The 25,763-nt window shown below is 43.2% G+C and carries 24 protein-coding genes and 1 tRNA gene; 16 read left to right on the top strand and 9 right to left on the bottom strand.

Annotation, left to right across the window (positions count from 1 at the left end; translation table 11 throughout):
- Positions 1 to 9 precede the first annotated feature (9 nt).
- Entirely contained in the window at positions 10 to 381 is a 372-nt protein-coding gene (locus ACFOHL_RS09655) for an EamA family transporter (RefSeq protein ID WP_376920017.1), read from the bottom strand.
- A complete protein-coding gene (locus ACFOHL_RS09650) occupies positions 378 to 1,793 on the bottom strand; it encodes a UbiA family prenyltransferase (protein ID WP_376920016.1) in 1,416 nt (471 codons plus the stop codon). The genes ACFOHL_RS09655 and ACFOHL_RS09650 overlap by 4 nt, the downstream gene beginning before the upstream one ends.
- A gap of 134 nt (positions 1,794 to 1,927) precedes the next feature.
- Between ACFOHL_RS09650 and ACFOHL_RS09645 the strand changes: the two genes are divergently transcribed.
- Positions 1,928 to 3,232: a hypothetical protein gene (locus ACFOHL_RS09645; RefSeq protein WP_376920015.1), complete on the top strand. Its 1,305-nt coding sequence runs from the start codon at positions 1,928 to 1,930 to the stop codon at positions 3,230 to 3,232.
- Positions 3,233 to 3,241: 9 nt separating this feature from the next.
- Positions 3,242 to 4,789 (top strand): ArnT family glycosyltransferase, encoded by a 1,548-nt coding sequence (locus ACFOHL_RS09640; RefSeq protein ID WP_376920014.1) that lies wholly within the window; start codon positions 3,242 to 3,244, stop codon positions 4,787 to 4,789.
- A 68-nt stretch (positions 4,790 to 4,857) separates the two neighbouring features.
- On the opposite strand, the gene smrA is transcribed toward ACFOHL_RS09640, so the two are convergent.
- The 3 genes from smrA to ACFOHL_RS09625 all read right to left on the bottom strand — a co-directional run bounded on the left by smrA (position 4,858) and on the right by ACFOHL_RS09625 (position 6,779).
- Entirely contained in the window at positions 4,858 to 5,439 is a 582-nt protein-coding gene (gene smrA, locus ACFOHL_RS09635) for a DNA endonuclease SmrA (protein WP_376920013.1), read from the bottom strand.
- 23 nt (positions 5,440 to 5,462) lie between these two features.
- Positions 5,463 to 5,539, bottom strand: a tRNA-Arg gene (locus tag ACFOHL_RS09630).
- A 55-nt stretch (positions 5,540 to 5,594) separates the two neighbouring features.
- Positions 5,595 to 6,779, bottom strand: coding sequence for a flagella assembly protein FlgT (locus ACFOHL_RS09625; protein WP_376920012.1), 1,185 nt, complete (start codon positions 6,777 to 6,779; stop codon positions 5,595 to 5,597).
- A 305-nt stretch (positions 6,780 to 7,084) separates the two neighbouring features.
- On the opposite strand from ACFOHL_RS09625, the gene ACFOHL_RS09620 reads away from it, so the two are divergent.
- Positions 7,085 to 7,534, top strand: a complete 450-nt coding sequence (locus ACFOHL_RS09620) for an LPP20 family lipoprotein (RefSeq protein ID WP_376920127.1) — start codon at positions 7,085 to 7,087, stop codon at positions 7,532 to 7,534.
- Between the two features lie 165 nt (positions 7,535 to 7,699).
- On the opposite strand, the gene ACFOHL_RS09615 is transcribed toward ACFOHL_RS09620, so the two are convergent.
- The 4 genes from ACFOHL_RS09615 to flgA form a co-directional block, all read right to left on the bottom strand.
- The gene (locus tag ACFOHL_RS09615; RefSeq protein ID WP_376920011.1) at positions 7,700 to 10,708 is read right to left on the bottom strand and encodes a ligand-binding sensor domain-containing diguanylate cyclase; all 3,009 of its coding nucleotides are present in this window, start codon (positions 10,706 to 10,708) and stop codon (positions 7,700 to 7,702) included.
- 123 nt (positions 10,709 to 10,831) lie between these two features.
- Positions 10,832 to 11,266: a flagellar export chaperone FlgN gene (gene flgN / locus ACFOHL_RS09610; RefSeq protein WP_376920010.1), complete on the bottom strand. Its 435-nt coding sequence runs from the start codon at positions 11,264 to 11,266 to the stop codon at positions 10,832 to 10,834.
- Between the two features lie 51 nt (positions 11,267 to 11,317).
- Positions 11,318 to 11,647, bottom strand: coding sequence for a flagellar biosynthesis anti-sigma factor FlgM (flgM, locus tag ACFOHL_RS09605; protein WP_376920009.1), 330 nt, complete (start codon positions 11,645 to 11,647; stop codon positions 11,318 to 11,320).
- A 154-nt stretch (positions 11,648 to 11,801) separates the two neighbouring features.
- Positions 11,802 to 12,512, bottom strand: a complete 711-nt coding sequence (gene flgA / locus ACFOHL_RS09600; protein ID WP_376920008.1) for a flagellar basal body P-ring formation chaperone FlgA — start codon at positions 12,510 to 12,512, stop codon at positions 11,802 to 11,804.
- 139 nt (positions 12,513 to 12,651) lie between these two features.
- Here flgA and ACFOHL_RS09595 point away from each other — a divergent pair, with 139 nt between their 5' ends.
- The 13 genes from ACFOHL_RS09595 to flgL all read left to right on the top strand — a co-directional run bounded on the left by ACFOHL_RS09595 (position 12,652) and on the right by flgL (position 25,661).
- Complete coding sequence (locus tag ACFOHL_RS09595; protein WP_376920126.1) at positions 12,652 to 13,587, top strand: chemotaxis protein CheV; 936 nt, start codon at positions 12,652 to 12,654, stop codon at positions 13,585 to 13,587.
- Position 13,588: 1 nt separating this feature from the next.
- The gene (locus ACFOHL_RS09590) at positions 13,589 to 14,416 is read left to right on the top strand and encodes a CheR family methyltransferase (RefSeq protein ID WP_376920007.1); all 828 of its coding nucleotides are present in this window, start codon (positions 13,589 to 13,591) and stop codon (positions 14,414 to 14,416) included.
- 102 nt (positions 14,417 to 14,518) lie between these two features.
- Positions 14,519 to 14,917 carry a flagellar basal body rod protein FlgB gene (gene flgB, locus ACFOHL_RS09585; protein WP_376920006.1) on the top strand — a complete coding sequence of 133 codons (399 nt, stop codon included), beginning with the start codon at positions 14,519 to 14,521 and terminating at the stop codon, positions 14,915 to 14,917.
- A gap of 2 nt (positions 14,918 to 14,919) precedes the next feature.
- Positions 14,920 to 15,342, top strand: coding sequence for a flagellar basal body rod protein FlgC (gene flgC, locus ACFOHL_RS09580; RefSeq protein ID WP_376920005.1), 423 nt, complete (start codon positions 14,920 to 14,922; stop codon positions 15,340 to 15,342).
- 27 nt (positions 15,343 to 15,369) lie between these two features.
- Positions 15,370 to 16,062 carry a flagellar hook assembly protein FlgD gene (gene flgD, locus ACFOHL_RS09575; RefSeq protein ID WP_376920004.1) on the top strand — a complete coding sequence of 231 codons (693 nt, stop codon included), beginning with the start codon at positions 15,370 to 15,372 and terminating at the stop codon, positions 16,060 to 16,062.
- Positions 16,063 to 16,072: 10 nt separating this feature from the next.
- Positions 16,073 to 17,458, top strand: a complete 1,386-nt coding sequence (gene flgE, locus ACFOHL_RS09570; RefSeq protein ID WP_376920003.1) for a flagellar hook protein FlgE — start codon at positions 16,073 to 16,075, stop codon at positions 17,456 to 17,458.
- 242 nt (positions 17,459 to 17,700) lie between these two features.
- Positions 17,701 to 18,444 carry a flagellar basal-body rod protein FlgF gene (gene flgF / locus ACFOHL_RS09565; RefSeq protein ID WP_376920002.1) on the top strand — a complete coding sequence of 248 codons (744 nt, stop codon included), beginning with the start codon at positions 17,701 to 17,703 and terminating at the stop codon, positions 18,442 to 18,444.
- A 54-nt stretch (positions 18,445 to 18,498) separates the two neighbouring features.
- Positions 18,499 to 19,287, top strand: coding sequence for a flagellar basal-body rod protein FlgG (gene flgG / locus ACFOHL_RS09560; RefSeq protein WP_376920001.1), 789 nt, complete (start codon positions 18,499 to 18,501; stop codon positions 19,285 to 19,287).
- Between the two features lie 62 nt (positions 19,288 to 19,349).
- Positions 19,350 to 20,015 carry a flagellar basal body L-ring protein FlgH gene (gene flgH / locus ACFOHL_RS09555; protein WP_376920125.1) on the top strand — a complete coding sequence of 222 codons (666 nt, stop codon included), beginning with the start codon at positions 19,350 to 19,352 and terminating at the stop codon, positions 20,013 to 20,015.
- Positions 20,012 to 21,136, top strand: coding sequence for a flagellar basal body P-ring protein FlgI (locus tag ACFOHL_RS09550; protein WP_376920000.1), 1,125 nt, complete (start codon positions 20,012 to 20,014; stop codon positions 21,134 to 21,136). Before flgH ends, ACFOHL_RS09550 begins: the two co-directional genes overlap by 4 nt.
- A gap of 35 nt (positions 21,137 to 21,171) precedes the next feature.
- Positions 21,172 to 22,122 carry a flagellar assembly peptidoglycan hydrolase FlgJ gene (gene flgJ / locus ACFOHL_RS09545; protein WP_376919999.1) on the top strand — a complete coding sequence of 317 codons (951 nt, stop codon included), beginning with the start codon at positions 21,172 to 21,174 and terminating at the stop codon, positions 22,120 to 22,122.
- Entirely contained in the window at positions 22,119 to 24,266 is a 2,148-nt protein-coding gene (flgK, locus tag ACFOHL_RS09540; protein WP_376919998.1) for a flagellar hook-associated protein FlgK, read from the top strand. Before flgJ ends, flgK begins: the two co-directional genes overlap by 4 nt.
- 171 nt (positions 24,267 to 24,437) lie before the next feature.
- Positions 24,438 to 25,661, top strand: coding sequence for a flagellar hook-associated protein FlgL (gene flgL, locus ACFOHL_RS09535; protein ID WP_376919997.1), 1,224 nt, complete (start codon positions 24,438 to 24,440; stop codon positions 25,659 to 25,661).
- The last annotated feature ends 102 nt before the right edge of the window (positions 25,662 to 25,763 follow it).

Here is a 25,763-nt window from a genome sequence, read left to right as displayed (position 1 = left end):
ATTGAGTAACTAGCGGGAAATAACCAGTACACCGGCAACGATCAATAATGTGCCGACAATTTTAGAAACGGTCAATGGCTCGTTTAAAAACCAATAGGCAAATAACATCGTTCCGATGAAGCCTAAACCAACAAAAGGGTATGCCTTGCTTACCTCTATTTTGGACAAAACAATCAGCCAAATGCCTGCACTCGACACGTAGGCAAAGAGTCCGCCAATAACCCAAAGATCTGTAAAAATAGTCAGAGCAGAATTGACAGGGTTGCCAAGGCCAAGCACTGTTTGAACGCGCGCTCCCGACATGCCATTTTTGAGTAGTATTTGTGCCGCAACAGAAAGCAACACACTGGCGAAAATTAAAACTAGCGTAATGATATTCATAGAAGTTGAGCCGCCAAAGTAACCACACCCATGAAACCGATAGTTATTAGACTGCCCTTATCCTTCAAAGAAAACACGATGGGATCATCGTGCATTTCTCCACGATGGGTCTTTATCCACATCCGCATCAACCAATAAGTGAGAGCAGGGATGATGATCCACAACACAGTGGGTGTTTGATACTGATTCGACATCACGTTGTTATTGACATAGAACGAAAAAACAAGGATCGATAAAAAGCTGGAAGAACTGCCGAAGCTCTGCAAAATCGTGTAATCACTGCTGTTATAGTCTCGACCTGAGACAGACTCTTTCCCTGCTTTTTCCAACGCTTTTAGTTCAGCACAGCGCTTGACTAAAGCGAGTGACAAAAATACCAGCATTGAAAATGCAAGCAGCCAAAATGAAACATACACGCCGAGCACTGCAGCCCCTGCGACTATCCGAATGGTATAAAGTGCTGCTAAAGAAATAACATCAATACCTATGTATTGCTTGAGCTTGAATGAGTAAGACAGGGTCAGCACTAAATAGGCAAATAGCACCCCGAAATATACAATATTTACACTAAAGGCGATTACAAATGCTAGCAAGAACAATAAGCTAGCAACCAGCACGCCTGCGGGGATACTAATTCTTGCGGCAGCAAGTGGACGATTACGTTTTCTAGCATGCGCGCGGTCAGATTCTAGATCAAGCAAGTCATTGACAATATAGGTACTCGACGCTAGTAAGCCAAAGCTTACAAATGCCAGAATACTGTTAACGACCAAAGTGGGCTCCAGAAATAAACCAGAAACCAGCAAAGGCACAAAAACTAAGCAGTTTTTTACCCATTGATACAATCTAAGCTGTTTGACCCAAGCTTTGAGGTCAGTTTGCTTTTTGTCAAACTCTTCGTCAACCTGATAAGACGATGCTTTTTGGCTCACAGAGTCAGAGGCATTCACCACGATCGCTTGCTTAGCTTTAGCAAATAATACTAAGTCATCACTTGAATTACCGGCATATGCAAAATTTGGGTCTAATGCTTCAATTGCCTTCAACTTATTCGATGCAGAAAGGTTGGTTTTGCCATCACTAGCAATAAAGTCATCAAAAATATCAGTGGATTTACATACTTGTTTGGCAAACCGTTGATCACTTGCTGTCGCGAGGATAATTTTTCGTCCTTTGGATTTTTGTTCACTTAAATAAGCATACAGTTCAGGGTTTCGCGGTTGTACACTCATATTTAAGGAAACGCGCTTGGCTATTTCTGATTTTAAATACGCCTTGCCTTTTATTGCCCAAACAATCAGCAAGAGGAGGTAAAGCGGGTTCTTTTTGATAAGAACGAGAGTTGATTCAAAGAGAAGGTCTGTTTTAAAAAAAGTGCCGTCTAAATCGACATAAAGAGTATGGGAATCCACTTAAGGCCTTTATTATTTAAGCAAACAACGACAAACGCTGATACGGACAGTAGTTAGTGCTAAAAAATATACGGATTTTTCAGCATTGTACAGTAAATTGATATAAACTTTTTCAAACATATGAGACTTGAACAGTGAATACGATAAAGGGAAGAGGTTGGATGCAGGAAGACAATATAGTGAGCACCTTAGTCGCTAAAGACAAGCAATTGTCAAGTATGTTTAAAGTTCGATTTGGTACTGCAATTGTTATCAGTGTTGTGTGTTTATTGATAGTTAACTTCTTCATGATGCGCGAAGTTAGCTTGGGGCAATACCCCTATGATATTGATGGGTGGGGGCATTTAGTCCCTGTTGACCAAGCGAATACAAGCGGTAAAGAAGAAGCATGTAATTTTTCTTTAAATGATGCATATAATCCTGAGAGAGGGTTTTTACTGCCAGCAATATTTGGTACGGCTTATTGTTTGACGGGCAGTGTAGAAGCGGTTCAATGGATGAATTTGGCTCTACATGTTTTATCGTGCTTTATTATCGTGTTGTGTTTTTCAAAGCAATTTAAAAGCCTAATCATTCCGAGCGTCGCTGTATTGCTGTGGTCTATATGGCCGGCATACAGTTACTTACACGGCTACTATTTTTCTGAACAAATTGGCGCATTTTTTATCGTTTTGGCAGTGTGTTTATTGATTTCTATCGGTAAGGAAGTCAGTGGCAGAGCGCTATGGTTAATGTTAGGCATTGGCTTGAGTTTAGCTGTGTTACTTCATGTTAGGGCTTCAAGTTTATTGTTTGTGCTTGGCATATTTGGTCTTGTTGCATGGTGGTATAAAAGGCATCTTGGCAAGGTTTTGGCATCATTTGCTGCGTTTGTGTTGATATACGTGAGCTTACCGATCGTGAACTATCAGCATTTTTCCGCATTTATTCCGTTTACAACACAGGGTGGATTCGCATTACACGAAGGTACGTATTTACCCGGCGATGATTTACCCGCTGCGGCACTACGTAAAATTCCTGAGTTCAATGAGCGCGAAGCCAAAACAGTGGATATGAATGCGTATGAAAGAGACAAATATTGGAAGTCCCTAGCTATCCAAAATATTGCGGACGATCCGATAGGTCAAATAGAGCTGCTATTCAAAAAAGCCATGCGTTTTTGGGCTTATGTTCCTGGCTATTCTTGGGTGCCGACGACTAAGAGTCTCGTCTTTGCCTTGCCACTTTTTGTTGTTTGGCTATTGAGCCTGACTTTACTAAAAAATAGAAATATTTTGATAATCAACATGGCCGTTGTCAGCACTTGGGCAATGCACACGCTGATCCATAGTGAGTATAGGTACAGTTATGTGGTTTTCCCTTTGATTGTTGTATCCTGCGGTATTTGGGTTTTGCGATTTATAGAAACTACATTGCTCAAGAAGCAAGTGCGAGACTAGGGTCTGTAGATGCTAAATACGCGAATGACAAATTACGACTATTTGGACAACAAACGCGTTTACATTTTTGCATTGATTTGCATCTTATATTGTTTGTTTCCCAATGCACGTCCTGATTTTTCAACCTTCAATTCAAATGATGCCGAAAATTACTTAGCTATCTCGTACAATTTGTACATCGGTAATGGTTACACTAGAAGTTTGTCACCAGAATATTATGTGCCACATACCTTATGGCCACCGGGAATGCCGATTCTGCTCATGCCTGCTGTTATGATAAGTGATGGCAGTGACATTAATTGGTATGCAGTTAAGTACACCATTATTTTATGTTCACTGTGTGGCTTGCTGCTAATTTGGCATTTTGTCCGCGGTGTCACGCAGAGTAAAAATACGGCGGACATGGCGCTCTTACTCTTCGCGATAAACCCTTTTTATTGGCATTTTTCGCGGACAGGCCTCGCAGAAATGCCCGTGTTCGTCTGGTGTGTTTTGAGCTTGTTGCTTATTCATCGGTATTGGGGAACAGCTGGTGTTCAATTCAGTCAAAAAAAGGCTTTTACTTTAGGTACTGTATTAGGACTAGGGATGATGCTAAAAGGGAGCTTGATTGGCATCGCTTTTATCCCCTTTGCAATGATCGTCTTTCGTTATTTTTCGCGCCAACCCCTGCAATACCTAAAACAAGCATTTCTATTTTGTCTTGGTTTTTTTGTTATTTTCGCTATCTGGAACATTCGCAACGGTTTTATAGACAAGACAAACCTCGGATTTGACGGAGTGAGTCAGGTACAAATGCTATTTAAGTTAGTGGTTGAGGATCCTGAAAGCCGTTTTAGAACGATACCTGAACTCATCGCGACGGCTCGCGAGAACATTACTTGGTATGCTATTTTCCTGATCCCCAGAGAGCTTTTACCATTTTTACATTTGTTTGAACTGGATCAGCTCCCAATGGGCAGTATTATTTTCCTATTGCTGTCAGCTTGTATTGTTGCGCTTGCTTTTCCCTTAAATGTGACAAATCTTGGTTCAATGGTCATTATCATGCCAATGGTGTTAATGAATATGTTGATGGTAATTGGTGGCTCTGAAAGATATTGGGTTCCCATCAGTTTGTTACTAATGCTATCTATTATCGTCAATGTTTCGACTAATACAGTACTCATACCATACTTACATAAATTAAATAGAGTGCGATACAAAATTGTCGTGTTACTTCCTTATGTTCTGTCAATGCTGAGCTATGTTCATATACAACTTAGTCAACCCTATAACGAAAGAGAAGACTATCCAGAGTTTGCTGAACTACTGATGTCTATCGAAGACTATTGTCGAAAAGAGGGCGGGCGAAACATAGTCGTTAAGTCCCGAAACAATAATGCGGTGCAGTTTGTTACGGGTTGTCAAGCACCTGACATGAGGCCAAAGTTAGGTTTTTATCCGCAATACAACGCTGCCATTGTGAGAATAGCAGACATGGCTGAATTAAATGGTAAAAAGCGAATAATCAGCCAAAATGACATTTGGGCATTTGTCGCGCTTGAAAAAAACTAAGCTGATGTGATGGTTTGCCCCTTTTCGGCATCACATCAGGTTAACTAGAATCTACTGATTGTAAGCCACTAACGCTTTTGATGCTTTTCTCTATTCAGTAGTTTTTGGTTTGGGTGCTTTTTGAGAAGCACATACACCGCGCCTAAGCCTCCATGTTGTTTTAGCGCAGTATGAAAAGCTATGACGGCGTCCATTTCCTGCAACCACTGATTGACATAACTTTTTATAAAGGCTGGAAAGGGTTGACTGTTTTTTCCTATCCCATGGTCAATAAGTAGTGTGCGCACACCCCTTTCGTGGCACTCAGTGATCGTTTGATACAGGCTTAAACGCGCATCATCAAATCCCAGATGCTTGAGTACCAAGCGAGAATCTATGTGGTATTTGCCCAAACGCAGGTTCTTGTATACACCTTCTTGCACGCCGTCTTTTTTGTAAGAAATGAAATCCAGAGGAGCAACGGGATTGACGTATTCAATACTTAATCCGTTATCGTCTAACGCCGTTTGTTTTTCAATTGCTTGTCTTTTTAGGGTTTGTGCTAAGGACGGAGGCCGAGAACTGCTGTTGATAAATTTTTCTTTGACCACTAGAGGTTTTACGTCAGCCATTTCTTCATAAAAGGATAGATCGTTTGCTTCACTGGTCATCACCGCCTCCTACGCAAATTCAATGGCGCGTCCTGCAGGATTCGAACCTGCGGCCTGTCCCTTAGGAGGGGACCGCTCTATCCAGCTGAGCTAAGGACGCTTTAGCCGGATATCCTAACGAAATTTCCGTTTTTTGAAAATACCCAAAGCGAATCTTATTGCCGAGCTACGTAATCATTCGGTTGCACATTACCAAGTAGCCCATTATCTATTGCTGATACTGTCGCTGTGTTACTGAACACTTGTCGCACCACCAATGTGGTCGGATGCAGCACAAATTGACGATACTCCTGACCAAATGGGTCAGAAATCTGCTTAACATTAAACAAGGTAAGTTGATCACCGGCTTGTACTTGGTGCGTGCGGCCGAGGTTAATTTGCAATTGGTTATTTGCTACTGCCAATACTCTGCCCATCGTCGGTTGACAAAGTGCAAACTCTTCGAGGTCAGCAATACTGGATTGCAGTTGTTCTTTTATATTCTGCCCATATTGGCTTAGCCAAAAGTCTTGTGAGCTCACATCTACCGTTTCATGTGTATCAAACATCCATGGTGATCTTGAGTTGTATTGCTGTGTGTATAGGTTTTCACCGGTCGCACCATTGATCAAACTGAGAGTAAAATTGAAGGCTCTTGCATGTTTTGCCTGACGATAAAACTCGAATGCGGAAGGTTTGGAAGTATCTACGCTAATGTCGTCTAAGGTGACAATTAGCACGTATTGGGTATTCGTTTTATTCGCTAAAAACTTTGCATGATGGGCGATGTCTGCCTGATGCCAGTCAAATACATAAGGTTCAATATGTGAGAGGTGCATACTGGGCGTATAGGTATTGATCATGTCTTGCATTTGTAAGGCGAGCTCACCGCCCAATTTATTAATTCCACCTATACTCGCTTGTGCTTCGTAGCGAATCGGAAAATATGTTGTAGCTAGTCTTTTGGTGTAATCTGCAGCACTACATTGATTTTTTTGCGCAAAAATATCGGCACGAATCGACACAGACACAACGCCATCTTGATATATTTCATCTATGAGTTCGACGCTATTAACTTCTCCACCTGAACGGATTTCGATATGGTCATTTGTGAGTAGACCATTGCTTATTTGCTGTACGCTTCTCACACTTGCGCCAGCAAAGAGTAAAGCTTGTTTTACTGCTTCTTGCGTGGCTTGTTGCTTGGCTTGTTCTTTATTGCCGTCAACAACAACAGCTTGGCCTGTTGCCGAAAACCATGCTGCATAGGTATAGGGGGTACCGGCAATGATACAAAACAGGTAAAACCCAACTATACGTACTGAAATTGCCCATGAGCACTTACTTTGTTTATTCGTCATAGCGATAGACCATTCTCACCTTGCTTACTATTTGGAACATATTCAACTCCCATGCCAGATCCCCTGAAATATGTGTATTTTTGTGCTTGATACCAAAGGTCAACAGACCCTAGCATCTAAAGACCTTTTCACATCTTGTATCTATATTGACTGAGCGTTGGCACAAGCTTTGCTAAATCACTAATAATCCCTATTTGATAATTGCAGAATATTTGCTGTGATCGCCGATAAAAAAGAGCTGAAACATGCGTGATATATTTGATAAACGTTGGTCATTTAACTATTTGAAATGCAAGAGCCTAGCCATGATTTCGTTTGGTATTTGCACGTTGCTGTTGGGTGGCTGCCAATCACTGTTCACTAAACATGTTGAGTGGGAAACAATTGAACCCGAGAGTTACCCAATACTATCGGCTGTTGGTTACGCACCAATAAATGCGCAATTGGGTGGGGATGCTTCGATTAAGCGACTGCAAGCGATCAAAGCTTCAAAGCTCGATGCATATCGAGAGTTAGCCGAGCAAGTTTATGGACAAAAAGTTGACGGTGAACAATCGTTAGCCAATCTTGTGTTAACAAACAACCAGCTTCAATCCTCTGTTGAAGGCGTGATCCGTGGTGCAAGAGTAGTAAAAACCTATCCCGTTGGTGAAGATACCTATGCAACAGAGTTAGAGTTAAATATGGCGACGGTATACGATCTATATTTATCAACAGCCAAACCCAAAAAAATCAGAAAAGTCAGTTATTACTAGGGTTGGAGCAGGAATATGTTTGTCGTAAGGTATAACTCTACTGAAACCAGAAGTACTGATTTGAGGGGAAAAGTTTTGCCTCTTTTGCGAATAGAAACCGACAACGTTCTGCCTGTTTGATTGTTGTGTTTTTGAACAACGCTAAACTTACTTGAGTCTCTACTGCTATATTTTAAACTGGCTAACCACGGTGTTTCTACCCATGTTTTTGCCTTGGTAGAGCAGGGCATCTGCTCTTCTAATTGCCTCTTCCAAGTTTTCACTATTTGACACTTCGACTACACCACAAGTGATTGTCAACGATATCGTTCGCTCACTCGCTGTCAGTAATTGTTCGGAAACAGTCTTTCTCAACTTTTCAGCAATACAGGTGCTGACTTCTAACTCAGTAGCTGGCAATAAAATGATGAATTCTTCGCCGCCCCAGCGAGAAAAAACATCGGAAGATCTTAATTGGCTTTTCACAAAATCTGACAATTTGTTTAAAACAATATCACCTATTTCGTGGCCGTATGAATCATTCACTTTTTTAAAGAAGTCGATATCAAACATAATGATTGAGCTGGCTAGCTGTGTTCGTGTTTGTGCAGCGTAGTCGCGCGCTGCCGCTTGGTTAAAGCCTCTTCGATTTAGAATACCGGTGAGTGGGTCTAGGGTAACAAGCTCGCGCAGTCGCATGTTTGCTTCTGTTAGCGCGCTGGTTTTTTCTTCAACTAATTTAGTTAATCGAGCAGACTGACGCTCTAGACTATAAACTCGCCATTTGTAGAGGATATACAAAAAGCCAAAGCTGGCTAAGACGAATACCATAATGACCGGCTTTCGCTGCCACCAAGGCGGAGTAACTTCAATTTGTAATGTTGCGGGTGTACCGGACCATTCGCCATAGGGGTTGGTCGATTTCACTTGCAGTTGATAATAACCTGCAGAAAGGTTGGTAAAAGTTAGCTCTTGTTTGTCGGTTTCAATTTCTCGCCAATGCTTATCGAAACCAAGTAAACGATAGGCATATTTGATTTTGTTGGGTGCATTGTATTCAATTGCTGCAAAGCCGATTGACATCATGATGACATCGGGTGATACGTGCATCGAGTCGAGAGGTTTAAGAAGGTGATGAGCTAACGAGTGGGTTTCGTCATGAGCATGTTGACTGCCATGAGAAATAGTACTGAACTTTGTAAATTGTACTAATGGCTGTCCTTTGGGCTTGAGTATCTCACTCGGGTGAAAATAGCTTAAACCCGATACGCCAGGAAAAAATATTCTTCCAAACTTGTCTGTCGCATGAGCACCAATAAAATACCCAGAGGAATTCACGCCTGTATAGCCATCAAAAAACTCTATTCTGCTTAAGTCCCGACTTATTTTAACAATGTTTTTGTTGGTGCTGAGCCAAATGTTACCTAGGTCATCCTGTTCCATGGCTCCAATTGATAAGGTTGCAATGGGCGTGTCTGTAAATAAGCGCGTAAAAGAAGCATTGGTGTTCTCCGCTGCAGTACTCATTCGTTCGACACCTTTGCCTAGTGTGCCCAATAGATAATCACCATCAGATAACGCCAATACAGACGTGATGGCCTGAGCGTGGAGTGAGTTTTCTCCATTTGCACGAAAATGCGCGACTATGCCATTTTCTTGTTCGAGTACGTACAAGCCATCTATTGTCGAGGCGAATATTTGGTTACCGTGAGTTGACAATATATAAGACACATGGGGCATTGGATAACTTGCGAGTACTTGCTTTTGTTGCGGATCATAAAGCAACAAGCCTTGGTCATATGTGCCCAACCAAAGTTTTTCATTGCGTGCTTTTGCCAAGGTGTAAATTTTTGTTCCCTTTAAATCGTAGTGTTCCACTGTATTTGTAACATGGTCTATTGCACCCAAGCCCGCCGAAGACGCTAAAAATGTTAAATCCTGCGTACCACAATGACAAATTGAGGTAATGGCGTAATGCGAAATATCTTTATCAAAATCATGTGAGAAGTCATAACTAAGTTTTGCTTGTAAGTCTTCATTTAACAGCCACAAACCTTGATCCGTGGATACAAGCACATCTGACTCATTTAGGATTTCGATATCATATACGGCTTGAGCCTTTGGTATTTCGGCACGATTAAATAATGGCCGCTGATGGTTAACAATATATAAGCCAGTATCTAGTGTGCCGTAAAATATTGTTCCGTCTTTCCCTTGAAAAATTTTCAGTACGTTTTTATCTTTTACTATTGTGATAACTTGGTTGCGTTTAATAGAGTGAAAATCCTCCTGAACTAAGTTGATGCCCTTTGAGCTTGCCACCCAAATAACCCCTGTGTTTAGTTGAATGAGGTCGTTTACTTGTGGACTCAATAGTCCTTGTTGAACAGATAAGTTTCGAATGCTTTGAGGCAAATGTGACTTATCAAACGTGATCTGAAATACCCCACTATTGCTACTTCCTGCCCAAATACGTCCTGCCTTGTCTATTATGATACGCGTCAGACTTTTGTTATTTAAAAGAGGTGGGAGCCATTCTTTAGTTTGGGAGTTGAAGCGATGTAAACCGGTTTTACTGCTCAGATACACAATATTGTTTTTGCTCACTACATCAGTTGTGTCAACTGCGTCACTGACTAAGCGAATGTGCATGGTTTTGTCAGTGTTAGTGTCAGTGTTTGGTGTGCCGATAAACAGCCCTTTATTGGTACCAATCCAAAGATGACTTTTTTCGTCAAAGTACAAAGCTCTCACTACAATAGAGGCTTGCTCGGTATTTGCTTGCGGCAATGGAATACTTTCCAGCTGTCCGCTGTTGGCATCTAGCTTGTCTAAGCCTGCCATAGTGGCAATCCAAAGATCATTGGATTGTTTATGTATTGTGAGGTCGTAAACTAAGTTACCCGAAAGCTTATTCCTCAAGCTGGGAATGTCGTCGATTGAGATTAGCTCTTTGCCGTTAAACTTGTCGATTCCCGCTTGTGTCCCCAACCATAAGTTGCCATGAATATCCTGAGCAATGCTTGTTACCGATATTTGCGACAACCCATCTTGGATACCTATGTTTCTGGTTTGAAAGTTTGATGTTGAAGCGAATGAAAAACTTGACGTGAATAAGGCAGTGAAAAGCAGCAAGCGCTTGACATAAAAACGCCATATGTGTTGTTCGAGAGAATACAGCTTTTTCGCTATCAACCAATATCTCACTAATCTTGATTAATGATTGTATAAAAAACGATCAGTTTGAGAATGGTATGATTAAAGTGAGGTAAGTACAAACCTTTCAAAATATAAGGCGATTATATCAAGGGAGGGCGCTTAGACGCTTATCCCTTTGCTGCTGGCGTCGCCGGTGGTGCGTCCAGCTTTATCATAGGTCATACTCTCTCGAGCTCGAAGTTCTAACATCGTATTGCGTAAATGTACGAGTTTGAGCTGCCCTTGTTCTACTGACTTTGCATTGATTTGGGTGAGATATTTGCACTCTTCTAAAGTACTTTTGCAAAGCTCAAGAAGCTCATTACACGCATTATCAACACTGTTGCCCGTGTCGACAGTTCTTTTATATAGTATTTCGACAGCTTGGTCTTGAGATTCAATCTGGCTGAGTAAGCTCTCTTTTTTAGTAAGAAGCTGCATCAGGGTTTCTGGCTCTCGAGACGATATCAAGTGTAACTCTTGCTCGAGTGTTGCTTTTAAGTCATTCAACAATTCTGATTGCTTACTGATTGCGTTTTCTAAGCTGCTCGCCATAAATCCTTCCTAGCATACTGCCTTGTCTTGAGCGTAGTTCAATAGTGTAAACTACGCTTTTACGCCTAATATTTGCGCTTCAAGCACTGCTATTTTCTTTGCTAATGCTTCTGGGTTTACGCGGTACTCACCATCTGAAATAGCTTTCTTCAAGCGTTCAACCTTTTCTTGATTAACCGGCGCTTCAGAGCCTTTTTTCTGAACACTAGTCAATTGTTGCGCAGATTGTGTTAACGAAACAGAATCTTGCTTAGGTGCAGACGCTGCTTGGTTAGTATTTGCAACTGATGCAGAAGACGTTTGCCCTTGCGCTTGTTGTTGCGCGAGCTTTTGCGCTTCCAGCTGCGGTTTTGCAGTATTGTTTATATTGTTTATTGCCATAATAAGTTCACCACCAAATTATTACCTCTGTACTGGGTATCGGCCATAGCTAAAAAAACTTTAGTACCAAAACTGACATTTTTTTGTCGTTTTTTCAATTGCCTTTATCTCATACGATTGAATTAGCACTAAACGTGCCACACTGGTCTTACACTCAGATATTTACTTCGACTTGTGTACTTGTCACAACACGAGCATTGATCTGCCTTGAAGATGAGGTATTCTCTACTCGTATAGTCTCGCCTACCACGCCGTCCTCCAATGCAATGCCGCTTGTTTTTACCGCCAGTCCGCCCACATTTGCACTCACGGTAATGCGATCGCCTTTGCAGACAAAGCAGAGCATATTACTGGTTATGATTGTCCCTTCACGTACTCTGCGCTTGAGCCTGGCACCAATCAGCATGTCGGGTACAGCATAAGTCGACCCTCTTAAACGACTTTTATCTATATCGGCAGGAGTCAGGTTATTTTCAGATAATATTGCGCCAGGGCTCAAGGCACCAGAAGATACTATGACTGTTTGCTTCCTTTTTATGGTCACATGCACATAGGTGAACCAGTTCAAATGGCGGCATTCCACTTTTACGGGTACGGACGAAAGCCTAGTGTCGTAATTATTGGTAGAAAAAACATACCTTTCTTCACAGTCGGGAAGAGGGATGCGAGGATCGAGTTTTTTTACTTCTACATGAATGTCATCGTCCGACCCGTCAATGAGTGCTCGAATGACGAATTCTTCCACTTCAACGCGGATTTTTTCTGCTTTGTCGGTGCTCGCGGTAGCATCATGCATAAAAATCAAAAATAAAGTAAAGACAAGCACAGTTGATGTCGATAACTTCATACAAAGGTGCAATTGCATAAGCTTTCCTCAATAGGTAGTTCGATGACAGTTGAGCCATAAAGCCAAAATTTTGGCTATTATTAACGTATTCATCTTGCGTTTTGGTTATCAACTTGATCAACGCAACTTTCATGCCGTATTAATTTTCGGAGGCCATATGTCGGGTATAATGGATTCGGTTAACCAGCGCACGCAGTTGGTAGGGCAAAACAGATTGGAGCTGCTATTATTTAGGCTCAACTCAAATCAACGTTTTGGTATCAATGTGTTTAAAGTCCGTGAAGTGCTGCAATGCCCTGCACTCACGTCTATACCAAAACTTAATAGCCTAGTTAGAGGTGTTGCACACATACGTGGGCAAACCATTTCTGTTATCGATTTATCCATGGCAACAGGAGGCGCTCCGATTGAAGATTTGGCCTCAGCTTTTATTATCATTGCTGAATACAATCGGTCGGTTCAAGGTTTCCTTGTTGGCTCAGTAGAGCGCATTATCAATACTAACTGGGATGCTATTATGCCGCCGCCTCAGGGTACAGGTAAAGCCAGTTATTTAACCGCTGTAACCGAAGTAGACAAAGAGTTGATTGAAATTCTCGACGTCGAAAAAATCCTAAACGAGATTTCACCCCTTTCGGCTGACGTCAGCCAAGAGTTAGCAGACAATGTCGATGTGTCTAAAAGTGATGGCAAAATTATATTTATCGCTGATGACTCTTCGGTGGCTAGAAATCAAGTAAAAAAAGCACTTACGACTCTGGGCCTAGAGATAGAATCCGCGAAAAATGGCTTAGAGGCACTCAAGCGTCTTAAAGAAATTGCAGAAGAGACCGGTGATGTGACAGACAAAGTGGGTGTATTGGTATCTGATATTGAAATGCCTGAGATGGATGGCTACACACTGACAGCAGAAATAAAAAATACACCAGAACTCGCACGCTTACATGTGGTATTGCATACCTCACTAAGTGGTGTGTTTAATCAGGCAATGGTACAGAAAGTTGGCGCTGATGATTTTATTGCTAAGTTCCATCCAGACGAGTTAGCAGGCGCGGTGCAAAAATGGTTACAAACTGACTTGAAGGCAAAATAAATTGCAAAATGAAATTTCAGAGCGCGCATACTCGGATTTTGCTGCGTTTCTAAAAAACAAGTTAGGGATAACGCTGGGTGAAAACAAACAATATCTCGCCAAAAGCCGCTTATCTATCGCGATGCGAGAGTTTGACTTTGATGACGTAAACAAATTCATCGAAGCCATACTTCGCGGGCATAACCGCTCAATGGTCGAACGAGCACTAGAATCGATGACAACGAATGAGACGTTTTGGTTTAGGGATGTTTATCCCTTTGAAAACCTTAAGCAAAGTATCTTGCCTAAGATTGCGAAAACTAAACGCAGTATTCGCATTTGGAGTGCCGCATGCTCTCATGGACAAGAAGCATACAGTATTGCCATGACTTTATTAGAATACAATCGCCTTAATCCTAGTCTGGCATTCACGAATATGGAAATATTGGCATCTGACATTTCAGACGCAGTGCTCAACACGGCAAAAGCCGGAATATACGATGAACTGTCTGTGTCAAGGGGCTTATCTGCTGAAATGAAGAGCAAGTATTTCAGTCACAATGCTGATAATACTTGGACAATTAAACCGGAAGTTAAGCGACTCGTTACTTTTAAAAAACAGAACTTGTTAGAGAGTTACAGCAGTCAAGGGAGTTTTGACCTTGTTTTTTGTCGAAATGTCTTGATATATTTTGACGACAAAGACAAGGCAAACATCCTGCAAAAAATTTCCGCCCAGTTGCCTGTTGGGGGTATTGTAGTACTTGGTGCTGCGGAGTCGATTCCGAGTAAACAGGACAATTTTAAAATGGAAAAACTGCCACAAGGCCTTTACTACGTGAAGCAATAGCTTTAACGCAGCATTTCCAATCAAAGTATTCCATTCTCAATTACATTTCTGGCATAGGCTTTGCTGACAGGTTACTCATAAGCATTAACAGTGAGTAATCTGATGGCAATAAGTTTAGACAGGCTCGTAGGCTTTCATCACAAAGCGCTGCAAATTCGTTCTGACAAAATGGAAGTGATCGCAGGTAACTTGGCCAACGCAAATACCCCAGGCTACAAAGCTCGCGACATAAATTTTCAGCAAGCAATGAAATCCGCACAGTACGGACAAACTAAACTTACCACGACTCACGAAAAACATATCGAAGCTAGCAAGCAATCGCAGTTTGATATCGACTTCCGTATTCCAGACCAGCCAGATACAGGGGATGGGAATACGGTCGATGTGCAAAAAGAACGAAACGCCTTTTTGGAAACAGGTATGCGCTACCAATCAGGTTTGACTTTGCTTAGTGGTAAGTTTAGCGGCATGAAAAAAGCCCTTAGCAGTGGAGGTCAATAGCCATGAGTTTATTTAATGTAATGAACATTTCTTCAACGGGTATGGCGGCAGAGAATGTCCGTCTGAATACGACGGCGAGTAATATTGCCAATGCAAATAGTGTCAGTAGCAGTTATGAAGACACTTATAAAGCGCGTCATCCCGTTTTTGCAGCTGCCTTAGATAAAGCATCGCATGACATGACAAAAGGAGTGGGGGTGGATGTATTGGGTGTGGTTGAAAGTGAACGTCCCTTGCAAATTGAATACGCCCCACACAACCCAAAGGCCGATGAAAATGGCTACATTTATAAACCCAACGTGAACATTGTCGAAGAAATGGCAGACATGATGTCGGCATCTAAAGCGTATGAAACAAATGTACAAATTGCCGATACGACCAAGCGAATTTTCCAACGCGTATTGCAACTCGGTCAATCTAGATAAGCGCTTTGCTGATTAGAGGATAAATTAATGAACGTACTTGAACAGCGCAGTATAGGTCAGGATTTATATTGGAATACGGAACCAGAAATCCCTGTATCAGATGGCTCAGAGCAAACTCTCAAGCAGGAAGACTTCTTTGCGCTTTTGACCGAACAATTAGCTAATCAGGATCCAACAAAACCTGTGGACAACGATCAAATGGTTGCGCAAATGACTTCGTTTACAACAGCAGACGGTATCTCTCAATTAAATGAGCAATTCACTGCTTTTGCGGCTTCTATGACCTCAAACCAAGCCCTGCAAGCGTCTAGTCTTATTGGGCAAAGTGTGCTTGTGACAGGCAATATTGGTCATAGAGGGACAGAATCAGAGGGTATCTCGGGTGTTATCATTAACGAAGATACTTCTCAAAACACAGAAATACAGGTACTTGATTCGGCTGGTTCGGTTGTGCGAACCATCGATATTGGTACCCAAGCGCCCGGTAATATTTCTTTTAACTGGGACGGCACAGACAACAACGGCAATATTTTGCCACCTGGTGACTACGCCATTCAAGTGCAGGGTAACGTGTTTGGTGAAGCCACCGCTTTACCTACCGCAATCAATCGACACGTCGATAGTGTCAGCATGAGTGGCGCAGGTCAGGGAATCGTTCTCAATTTAGATGGTGATGTAAGCATTAAGCTCGAAGACGTCATCGAAATCGGTAATTCATAGGAGATAAGGCATGTCTTTTAATATAGCGCTAAGTGGTGTATCTGCTTCTCAAAGGGATTTAGATACTACAGCGAACAATATAGCTAACGTCAATACAGTTGGTTTTAAAGAGTCGCGTGCTGAATTTGGTGATGTTTATGCTGCTTCGCTGTTGTCAGCAGGCAGAACAAAAGTTGGTGATGGTGTACTTACCCAAGAAGTCTCACAACAGTTTTCGCAAGGAGCCTTAAATTTTACGAGTAACGCACTCGATATGGCGATTACGGGAAATGGCTTTTTTGCGACAATACCAGAAATTACCTCTCGCGATTTTTCATTCACTCGTGCAGGGCAATTTAAATTAGACAATAACAACTTTGTGGTCAATTCTGTAGGCGACAACCTACTAGGCTTCCCTGTTAACCCCGATGGTACTTCAGCTTCTGTAGCATTAAGTACAACTGTGCCCGTCCGTATTCCAGATTCATCTGGATCACCGACACAAACATCAGAAGTTGATATGCGCTTCAATTTACCAGCGGGTGACGCAGGTAAAGTGGCTGCCGATTTCGATCCTTCTGACCCACTCACCTACAATGCGGCGACATCCGTGACTGTTTACGACTCTCTGGGTGATTCGCATGTAATGACCTATTATTTTATCAAGGACAATGCGCCTGGTGCTGTAAATGAATGGTTCGTAGCGACAGCAGTAGATGATCAACTGGTTGATGTGACCAATAGCGATGGCTCAGATGCAGACCCAGCTACTGCAACTAATACATTAGGTTCGGCTTCAGGCAATCCTGTTACCGCAGCGAAGATGATATTCAGTGAGGGCGGTGATTTTATTGATATTTTGTCTGCTGATGGTGTTAGACCAGCCAGCGGTACATTTATCACCGAAGCCTTGGGGGGAACTATTTTATCGAACGGATCAGATGCGACCCAGCAAATAACGGTTGACTTTAATTTGGACTTGGCCGGCGCTGATCCCAATGAACCCACGCAGTTTGCCTCCGCCTTTGAGGTGACGTCACTCGAGCAAAATGGCCTGCCTGTTGGGCGATTAACGGGGATTGATATTGCGCCCGACGGTTTGGTTCGTGCCACATTTTCAAACGGTACATCAGAGCCTATCGTGCGTGTAGCCTTAGTCAGATTTGCGAATGAACAAGGCTTAACTCAGCAAAGTGGTACGCAGTGGAAGGAGAGCATTGAGTCTGGAGAAGCCCTAGCAGGGGAAGCAACCACTGGTACTTTTGGCGACATCAATTCGTCAGCTCTAGAATCAGCGAATGTCAACTTAACCACAGAGTTGATTGATATGATCATTGCTCAACGAAACTTCCAAGCGAACTCGAGAGCATTGGAAGTCAATAATCAGCTCAATCAGACTATTTTGAATATTCGATAAAGAACAAAATAAAGGGGTCAGAGTAAATTAAAATTAACGGGTGCTCGAATATAAAACTTCGATTGCAAGGATGCAATCGCAGAGCCCCATGGATGGGTTCACGCGTTTTTTATATTCGAGCACCCGTTAATTTTAATTTACTCTGACCCCTTTACTAACTTTGCTAATCCCACCCAAACCTTGGCATTCTATTTGCAAACACCTCAATAACGTCAAAATAATTGACCTTTGAGGCAAGTAGTATGGACAAGTTCCTATACATCGCGGCAAGTGGCGCTAAACAAGATTTAGTCGCGACATCAGTAAGAGCCAATAATCTGGCGAACGCGCAAACCAACGGCTTTAAAGCACAGTTGGAGCAGGCCAGGGCAATGCCGGCTTTCGGCGAAGGTTTGCCGTCTCGCGTATTTAGTATGACAGAAAGTCCCACCAACAATTATGAAGGTGGTGCCATGATTACCACCGACCGTCCGCTCGATGTCGCTGTTCAAGGCGATGGATGGTTTAGTGTACAAACACCTCAAGGAGAGGAAGCCCTCACTCGAAATGGCAATTTTAACATTGCCGCCAATGGTGCCTTACAAGATGCATCTGGCAATTTAGTTATGGGAGAAAACGGACCATTATTTTTACCCGTTCCACTGGCAAATGTTTCGATAGCGAATGACGGGACTATTTCAGCAAGACTTCAGGGAGCGCCTGAAAATGCAGTAGAAGAGGTCGGTCGCCTAAAACTCACTAAACCAGCCAACGACGCTATCAAACGCAGAGAAGATGGCTTGTTCGAACTCAAGTCGGGTGATATCGCTGCACAAGATATTGGTGTGCAAGTGCGATCCGGCATGCTCGAAGGCTCAAATGTTAACGCGGTGGAAGAAATGGTAGAAATGATTTCACTGCAGCGGCATTACGAAATGCAAGTTAAGTTAATGCGAAAAGCCGACCAGCTTTCTATGCGCGGTAACCAATTACTCAGAATATTTTAAACGCGATTTTTACGAATTTTATCATAGCGAGCGTGGCTCGCGGAGGTACTTAATATGCATCCGGCTTTATGGATCAGTAAAACAGGACTTGATGCGGCACAAACCGACGTATCAACCGTTTCAAATAACTTGGCGAACGCCAGTACAGTGGGGTTTAAAAAGGATCGCGCGATTTTTGAGGATTTGTTGTATCAAAACATTAATCAGCCCGGTGGCTTATCATCTGCCGATACCGAGTTGCCTTCTGGTTTAATGTTAGGCGCAGGTTCAAAAGTAGTCGCGACACAAAAAACACACACTCAAGGGAATTTGCTAACGACTGACAATGCCCTTGATTTGTCGATTCAAGGTCGTGGTTTTTTTGAAGTGCAAATGCCTGATGGCAGCGCGTCTTATACACGTAATGGCCAATTTACCCTAAATGACCAAGGACAAATGGTGACGCCAGGCGCAGGTTACTTACTGCAACCGGTTATCACGCTACCGCCTGACGCTCAGCAAATTACGATCTCACAAGACGGACAAGTAGCAGCACAATTGCGCGGTGAAGCAGAGCCGCAAATACTTGGGCAAATCAATATCACAGACTTTATAAACCCAGTTGGACTTCAGCCAATCGGTCAAAATCTCTATGTAGAGACAGCAGTTTCTGGCGCTCCATTGCAGGGTGTGCCTGGTTTAGAAGGTTTTGGTGGTATCGCACAAGGCACACTTGAAACATCGAATGTGAATGTCACAGAAGAACTCGTCAATCTGATTGAGAGCCAACGGCTGTACGAAATGAACTCCAAAGTGATCTCGTCGGTTGATCAGATGCTTGGGCAAGTGATTCAGCAGCTATAAACATGATGGGAGAAATAACGATGCAGTATTTTCCTAACAAATTTGTGATACGGGCGATTTTGATGGTCTGCATGATGGCCGCGCTGTCTGCATGTAATAGCACGAGTGCACCAGCCGTGAGAGCCGACGACCCTTTTTATGCACCCGCTTCTCCCATTTACAAACGCGCTGAAATAGCCGAAAACGGCAGCTTGTTTTCGGCCAGTTTAGCTAATAGTTTGTACTCCGATGTTAAAGCACGAAGAGTCGGAGATATCATTACCGTGACCCTGCGCGAAAACACTAACGCGAGTAAAAGTGCAGGCACCAGCTCGTCAAAAGAATCTACCATGGATGTAAACCCCATTATCGGCCTAGGCGCTAACCCTGTGCGTATTGGTAATGAAACGATCCAATTAGGCATGAATTCTACCAATGATTTTAGTGGTGATGCGCAAGCCAATCAAAGTAATAGCTTACAAGGCAACATTTCTGTTTCCGTGGTTGAGGTTCTCCCCAACCAGAATTTAGTGATCCGCGGTGAAAAATGGCTAACCTTAAACAGTGGCGATGAGTATATTCGTCTTACAGGGGTGATTCGTCCGGCTGATGTCTCGCCATCCAATGAAATTCAATCAAACAAAATCGCGAATGCACGTATTCAGTACAGTGGTACGGGTAGCTTTGCTCGAGCACAAGAGAAAGGGTGGTTGACGAAATTTTTTGCCTCTGAGTGGTGGCCACTATGAATTTGCATCGCAGTTTGGCTTGGTTTGCTTTAGCGGCGAGCTTGCTCGTTTCATCATCAGTCGTTAGTGCACAACGAATAAAAGATTTAGCCAGTGTCCAAGGGGTACGCTCAAATCAGTTAGTTGGTTATGGTTTAGTGGTAGGTTTACCTGGCACCGGCGAAACAAGCCCTTTTACTGAACAGTCATTTAGAACCATGTTAAGTAATTTTGGGATAAGCCTAGATAGCAATGTTGCACCGAAAATAAAAAATGTAGCAGCGGTTGCTGTTCATGCCGAGTTACCGGCTTTTGCCAAACCTGGACAGACGATTGATATTACTGTGTCGTCTATTGGTGAGGCTGCAAGTTTACAAGGTGGCACTTTGCTACAGACCTTCTTAAAAGGCTTAGACGGTGAAATCTATGCGGTAGCGCAGGGATCCTTGGTTGTGTCTGGTTTTGGCGCGCAGGGTAATGATGGCTCTCGCATTGTGTCAAACACGCCCACGGTCGGCACGATTGCTAACGGTGCGGTTGTTGAACGCAGTGTGGCCAGCGGTTTCATGCAAAATGACTACTTAACACTAAACCTAAACAACCCAGATTTCTCTACTGCGCAAGCGATGTCCGATGAAATAAATCGCCGCTTGGGCGCTGATCCGTCGAAAGGTTATGCCATCGCTACCCCCCTAGATGCTGCTTCGGTTCGGGTAACTGCCCCGCGTGACGTTGGTCAGCGCATAGGGTTTTTAGCAACCATTGAAAATTTTGAATTTACCCCAGCTAAAGCCCCCGCGCGTATAGTCATTAATAGTCGTACCGGCACCATTGTGGTGGGGCAAGATGTGCGACTACTGCCTGCAGCGATTACACATGGCGGCCTCACTGTAACCATTAGCGAAAATGTCGATATCAATCAGCCAAACCCGCTTGCAGGTGGCGATACAGTTGTTGCCGCTCGTTCTATTGTTGATGTGGATTTGGGTGATAGCCGAATGTTTACTTTTGACCCTGGTGTTAGCTTAGAAACGCTCGTACGAGCCGTCAACGAAATCGGCGCAGCACCGGGGGACTTAATGGCGATTCTCGAGGCCTTGCGACAAGCTGGCGCGCTGCACGGTGAACTCATTGTTATTTAGTATGTATTCAGCATCTTTTATGTCGTGAGGAAGCAATGGATTTAACTAATAATGTGAAGTCTCAGCTAGAAATGTCTCGAAGTGTGCATGACCTAAATGGTTTGGACTCGCTTCGAGCGGCTGCGCAAAAAGGTGACAAAGGTGCGCTAGAAGAAGCCGCCAAGCAATTTGAAGCTATTTTCGTTCAAATGCTTCTTAAATCAATGCGTAAAGGCCAAGAAGCGCTTGCCGATGCGGATAGCCCCTTTAATTCGGAACAAGTTAAGTTTTACCGTGATATGCACGATCAGCAATTGGCAACAGACCTATCGACCAAAGGTAGTTTAGGTTTGGCGGATTTAATTGTGCAACAAATGAGTTTAGACGGTTCAGTTATGCCTGCCAGTGCTGTTCGCAGCGACGGTAACGTGTCGGTGTTGAATAGGCATCAGGTCATGTTGCGTGAAGCGGCTGAAAATACAGTACTCGGCAACAGTCGAAGTGCGGAAATTGGGGCGACAAAACAAGCTGCATTTACCTCTCCAGCAAACTTTGTAGAAAGCTTGTATCCACATGCGAAAGCTGCGGCTGAGCGCTTGGGGATCGATCCAAAAGCCTTGTTGGCGCAAGCCGCAGTCGAAACAGGGTGGGGTAAATATGTGATGCATCAGAGCGATGGTCAAAACGCCCACAATCTCTTCGGTATAAAAGCTGATAAACGCTGGCATGGCGACAAAGTCACCGTTGACACCATTGAGTTCAACAAAGATATTCCTGAAAAACAACAAGCGTCTTTCCGAAGTTATCAAAACTTTGAAGCCTCGCTTCACGATTATGTAGATTTTGTTTCTGATAATCCACGTTACAAAGACGCACTTTCAAAAACCGACAGTCCGCAATCCTATTTTGAAGCCTTGCAGGCCGCAGGTTATGCGACAGATCCTAACTATGCCAACAAAATCATGTCGGTGTATCAAGGTTCAACCATGAATGAGTTACTTCCATGATAAGAGATGCAAGCCTTTACACGCTCGCCACGTCTGGCCTAAATGCTAGTGCCAAATTACTGGCGACAACCGGTAACAACATAGCAAACGTAAACAGCGAAGGCTATGTGCGCGAACGAACAGAATTTACCTCGCGTTTAAATGGTGGTGTTGATTTTGGTTTTACGGATCGTGTTTTAGATATCTTTGCCCAAAATCAATTGCGCAGAGATACTAGTCAACTTGGCGAAACACAGGCTTTTTTTGATCGCGTAGAAAGTTTGGACAATGTACTGGCGAGCGAAGCAAATAGTATTTCAGGATCCATATCGCGCTTTTTTGATGCTATTCAAACCGCGACAGATGATCCAACCAATATGCCTTCACGCGATTCAGTGATTGGAGAAGCACAAGGTTTACTCAATAGAATTAATCAGTTAGGTGACTTTTTTAGAATTAAAGAGACAGAAGTAGAACAACAAATCGAAGCCTCAGTCAATGTGGCGAATGGCCTGATCCGCCAAATAGGCAATTTAAACGAGGCGATACAAGTTGCACAAGGTAACAGCAACGTGGATACCCCTACGGCTTTGCTCAACCAGCGTGATGAAGCTATTTTGGAACTTGCAGACTTGGTCGCGATTGATGTTAGGCGAAGCTCTAATCGCGACGAAGGGGTAGTGATCAACCTAAAAACGGGTGAATCACTCGTGTTGGCTGACGGCAACTTCAATATTTTTAGCATAGGCGGCGAGCCGGATTTTACCAATCGACAGTTAGAACTATCGACCGACTTTGCACAATTGAGTAAAAACGATACCACTATCAATATTCTTGAACAAAACTTAGGTGGCGCCCTTGGCGGTATTTTTACCTACCGCGAGCAGGTGCTTGAACCCGCTGAGCGGAACTTAGGTAAAATGGCTACGGTGATGGCAAGTGTAATTAACCGGCAAAACCGTGAGGGCATGGACTTAGATCAGCAACTTGGTCGCGATATCTTCCAAATTGATAATTTTAGGGGTATTAACTACCCAGACAACAGTAGTTTAGCCTTGGATATTGAAGGACGTTTTGCGCAGTGGGACTCGCAAAACATCACTAACAACGACTACAAAATCACGGTACTTACTGCACCTGCTGGTGTACCTGCTACCTTTGATATCGAAGTTGAAGCACTCAAAAGTGATGGCAGCCCAGAAATAGACGAAAACGGCAACCCGATCACCCAAATTACGACAATAACGGCGGCACCTGGTGAGTTTAATAGCATTATTGGTGGGATTCAGGTCGAATTAGCCAGCGGCAGTAGTTATGCAGTGGGTGATGCCTTTTTACTTCAGCCCACTAGATTTGCTGCGTCAAGCATTAGTTTGGCAACCACGCGTGGGGAAGACTTAGCTTTTGCAAAACCGCTTCGCATCGATGCAAGCATTGACAACCTCGGCACAGGCGTATTGAGTCAAACGAGAATTTCTAATTCTAATGTGGATTTGAGCTTTAGCAGTCTCAATGCCTCAGCATTTGACGGTAATGGCGGTATACAGGATGTGAGTACATCACCATCGCCGACGTTTGGTGCACCCGTTGGCGTGCGCTTTACCTCAGGCAATGAGTATGAAGTACTTGATAGCAATAACAATGTCATTACTACTGTATCGGGCGTCTCGAATTTAAACAACTTGATCGCCCAGGCTAAATCAAGTGGTGTACCCGCTTGGCCCGCTGAATTTGCGGCCTTAAATGATTACCCAGGTTATGACTTTTCTTTACAAGGAAATCCCCAAGCTGGCGACGAGTTTACGATTAGTTACAACACCAACGGCGTGAACGACAATCGCAATGCATTGGAACTTGCCGAACTTCAACAAAATGGTTTTGTCAGACAGAGCAACTCGACTATTGGTAATTTAGTCAGTTTCAACGAAGCCTATGCCACCATTGTTGGGCAAGTGGGTTCAGCCACATCTGCCTCTAAGATCGACCTCGAAGCTGCGCGCGTGATGCATGTGCAGTCCAGTGAGTGGTTCGAGTCGACAGCTGGTGTGAGCTTAGACGAAGAAGCCGCCAATCTTATACAGTTTCAACAAAGCTATGCGGCGGCTGCGCGAATTTTGAGTTCTGCGCAAGAGATGTTTCAAACAATATTACAAGTTGCTCGGTAGAGGTATTGTAGTGAAAAGCGATGTTATGCATCAAGACTACAGTTTGCAAAAACGCTGCAAGTTCATTCATGGACACTTAAATTTTTCGTCCGTGAAAAATATATCTCTGCAAACCGCAGTCTTGAGCCAAGAACTGGCGCTTGACGCTACTTTGGGGGATAGGAGAAATTTATGCGCGTGACAACGAATCTAATCTTTGATCAGAATTTTAGAGCGATAAATACCAGCCAAGGACAATTGTCTGATATACAAACGCAACTCGCCAGTGGGCGTAAGTTACTGCGCCCTTCTGATGATCCTGTGGGGGCAGTACAAGTCATCCGTTTGACAGAAGAGATTGACAAAACAGTTCAATATCGACGCAACATCGATTTAGCGACAAACAACCTTGAGCTGCAAGATACCACCATGCGCAGTATCAATGAGATTGTGAACCGCGGACGAGTATTAGTCGTGCAGGCAGGAAATGGCATAGTATCTAGAGAAGATAGACGCGCACTGGCATCAGAAATTGAACAAATAAGAAATCAAGTCGTCGATTTAATGAATACGCAAAATGCTAGCGGCGAGTATATTTTTGCCGGTTTCCAGTCAAGAGAGCAGGCATTCGTATTTAATCCGGGTAATGCAAGCAATCCAATTCAGTTTCAGGGAGACGATGGCATAAATTCAATGCAATTGTCTGATAGTGTCTCGATACAGACGACTGTTTCAGGTAAAACCCTGTTTGAAGATGTAAAAGCCCGATTAGATATTCACAATATTTCAAACGCTGGCTTTACTTTTAACGGTTTTGACATGCAAAGTCAGGATGATTTTGATGTATTTCATCAACAGAATTACTCAGCAGTCAACCCTGCAAACAACCAATATCAACTTGAATTACTTGCAGGTAATCAAGTGCAAGTCACTAACTTAGGAACTGGCGCCGTAGTGGGGAATGTCCCCTATGTTGCAGGGCAAGCAACCGTGTTTGAAGGCTTGTCTTTTGATATTCAAGGACCTGTCGGCAGTACATTAGATTTTGATTTACAGCCACCAGATAAACAAAATTTGGCAGAAACCCTGCACCGCATGTCGTTGGCACTCAATGATCCGAATATTTCGGATTACCAATATCAGCAAGAAATCCGTAATGCCTTAGTCGGCCTCGACAATGGCTTAGAAAAAATGGCGCGAGAAAACTCATCGGTTGGCGCAAGGTTAAATATTGCCGAATCAGTGTTAGGCTCTTTACTTGACAATGACGTAGCCAACCAAAAAGCAAGATCTGCCATACAAGACGTTGACTATGCCGAAGCCTCAGCGGAATTTTCAAAACAGGAAACCGCATTGAGTGCAGCCTTTGCCTCATTCCCTCGTGTAGCCGGCTTGTCATTGTTTGATTTTATTTAGGCTCCTTGAATCCATAAGTTATTCATGGCCATTACTTCAGATTATTCAGAGTTACTACTGATAATTATTCAGTCGATTTTTCTAGGCGAAATGTGTTACCTT

Origin of the sequence: Agaribacter flavus, assembly GCF_042646125.1 — a bacterium.
In the GTDB taxonomy this organism is placed as follows: domain Bacteria; phylum Pseudomonadota; class Gammaproteobacteria; order Enterobacterales; family Alteromonadaceae; genus Glaciecola; species Glaciecola flavus.
Note: the sequence above shows the minus strand (reverse complement) of the source record. Positions and strands in the feature narration are given on the sequence as shown.

Bases quoted from the DNA above. Each gene is read 5' to 3' on its own strand.
- ACFOHL_RS09655 (WP_376920017.1), bottom strand. From the start codon at position 381: ATGAATATCATTACGCTAGTTTTAATTTTCGCCAGTGTGTTGCTTTCT.
- ACFOHL_RS09550 (WP_376920000.1), top strand. From the start codon at position 20,012: ATGAATTTGCATCGCAGTTTGGCTTGGTTTGCTTTAGCGGCGAGCTTG.
- ACFOHL_RS09625 (WP_376920012.1), bottom strand. From the start codon at position 6,779: ATGACGAATAAACAAAGTAAGTGCTCATGGGCAATTTCAGTACGTATA.
- flgH (WP_376920125.1), top strand. From the start codon at position 19,350: ATGGTCTGCATGATGGCCGCGCTGTCTGCATGTAATAGCACGAGTGCA.
- flgN (WP_376920010.1), bottom strand. From the start codon at position 11,266: ATGGCGAGCAGCTTAGAAAACGCAATCAGTAAGCAATCAGAATTGTTG.
- smrA (WP_376920013.1), bottom strand. From the start codon at position 5,439: ATGACCAGTGAAGCAAACGATCTATCCTTTTATGAAGAAATGGCTGAC.
- ACFOHL_RS09640 (WP_376920014.1), top strand. From the start codon at position 3,242: ATGCTAAATACGCGAATGACAAATTACGACTATTTGGACAACAAACGC.
- ACFOHL_RS09620 (WP_376920127.1), top strand. From the start codon at position 7,085: ATGATTTCGTTTGGTATTTGCACGTTGCTGTTGGGTGGCTGCCAATCA.
- ACFOHL_RS09595 (WP_376920126.1), top strand. From the start codon at position 12,652: ATGTCGGGTATAATGGATTCGGTTAACCAGCGCACGCAGTTGGTAGGG.
- flgB (WP_376920006.1), top strand. From the start codon at position 14,519: ATGGCAATAAGTTTAGACAGGCTCGTAGGCTTTCATCACAAAGCGCTG.
- flgE (WP_376920003.1), top strand. From the start codon at position 16,073: ATGTCTTTTAATATAGCGCTAAGTGGTGTATCTGCTTCTCAAAGGGAT.
- flgD (WP_376920004.1), top strand. From the start codon at position 15,370: ATGAACGTACTTGAACAGCGCAGTATAGGTCAGGATTTATATTGGAAT.
- flgK (WP_376919998.1), top strand. From the start codon at position 22,119: ATGATAAGAGATGCAAGCCTTTACACGCTCGCCACGTCTGGCCTAAAT.
- flgG (WP_376920001.1), top strand. From the start codon at position 18,499: ATGCATCCGGCTTTATGGATCAGTAAAACAGGACTTGATGCGGCACAA.
- flgC (WP_376920005.1), top strand. From the start codon at position 14,920: ATGAGTTTATTTAATGTAATGAACATTTCTTCAACGGGTATGGCGGCA.
- flgL (WP_376919997.1), top strand. From the start codon at position 24,438: ATGCGCGTGACAACGAATCTAATCTTTGATCAGAATTTTAGAGCGATA.
- flgA (WP_376920008.1), bottom strand. From the start codon at position 12,512: ATGCAATTGCACCTTTGTATGAAGTTATCGACATCAACTGTGCTTGTC.
- flgF (WP_376920002.1), top strand. From the start codon at position 17,701: ATGGACAAGTTCCTATACATCGCGGCAAGTGGCGCTAAACAAGATTTA.
- flgM (WP_376920009.1), bottom strand. From the start codon at position 11,647: ATGGCAATAAACAATATAAACAATACTGCAAAACCGCAGCTGGAAGCG.
- flgJ (WP_376919999.1), top strand. From the start codon at position 21,172: ATGGATTTAACTAATAATGTGAAGTCTCAGCTAGAAATGTCTCGAAGT.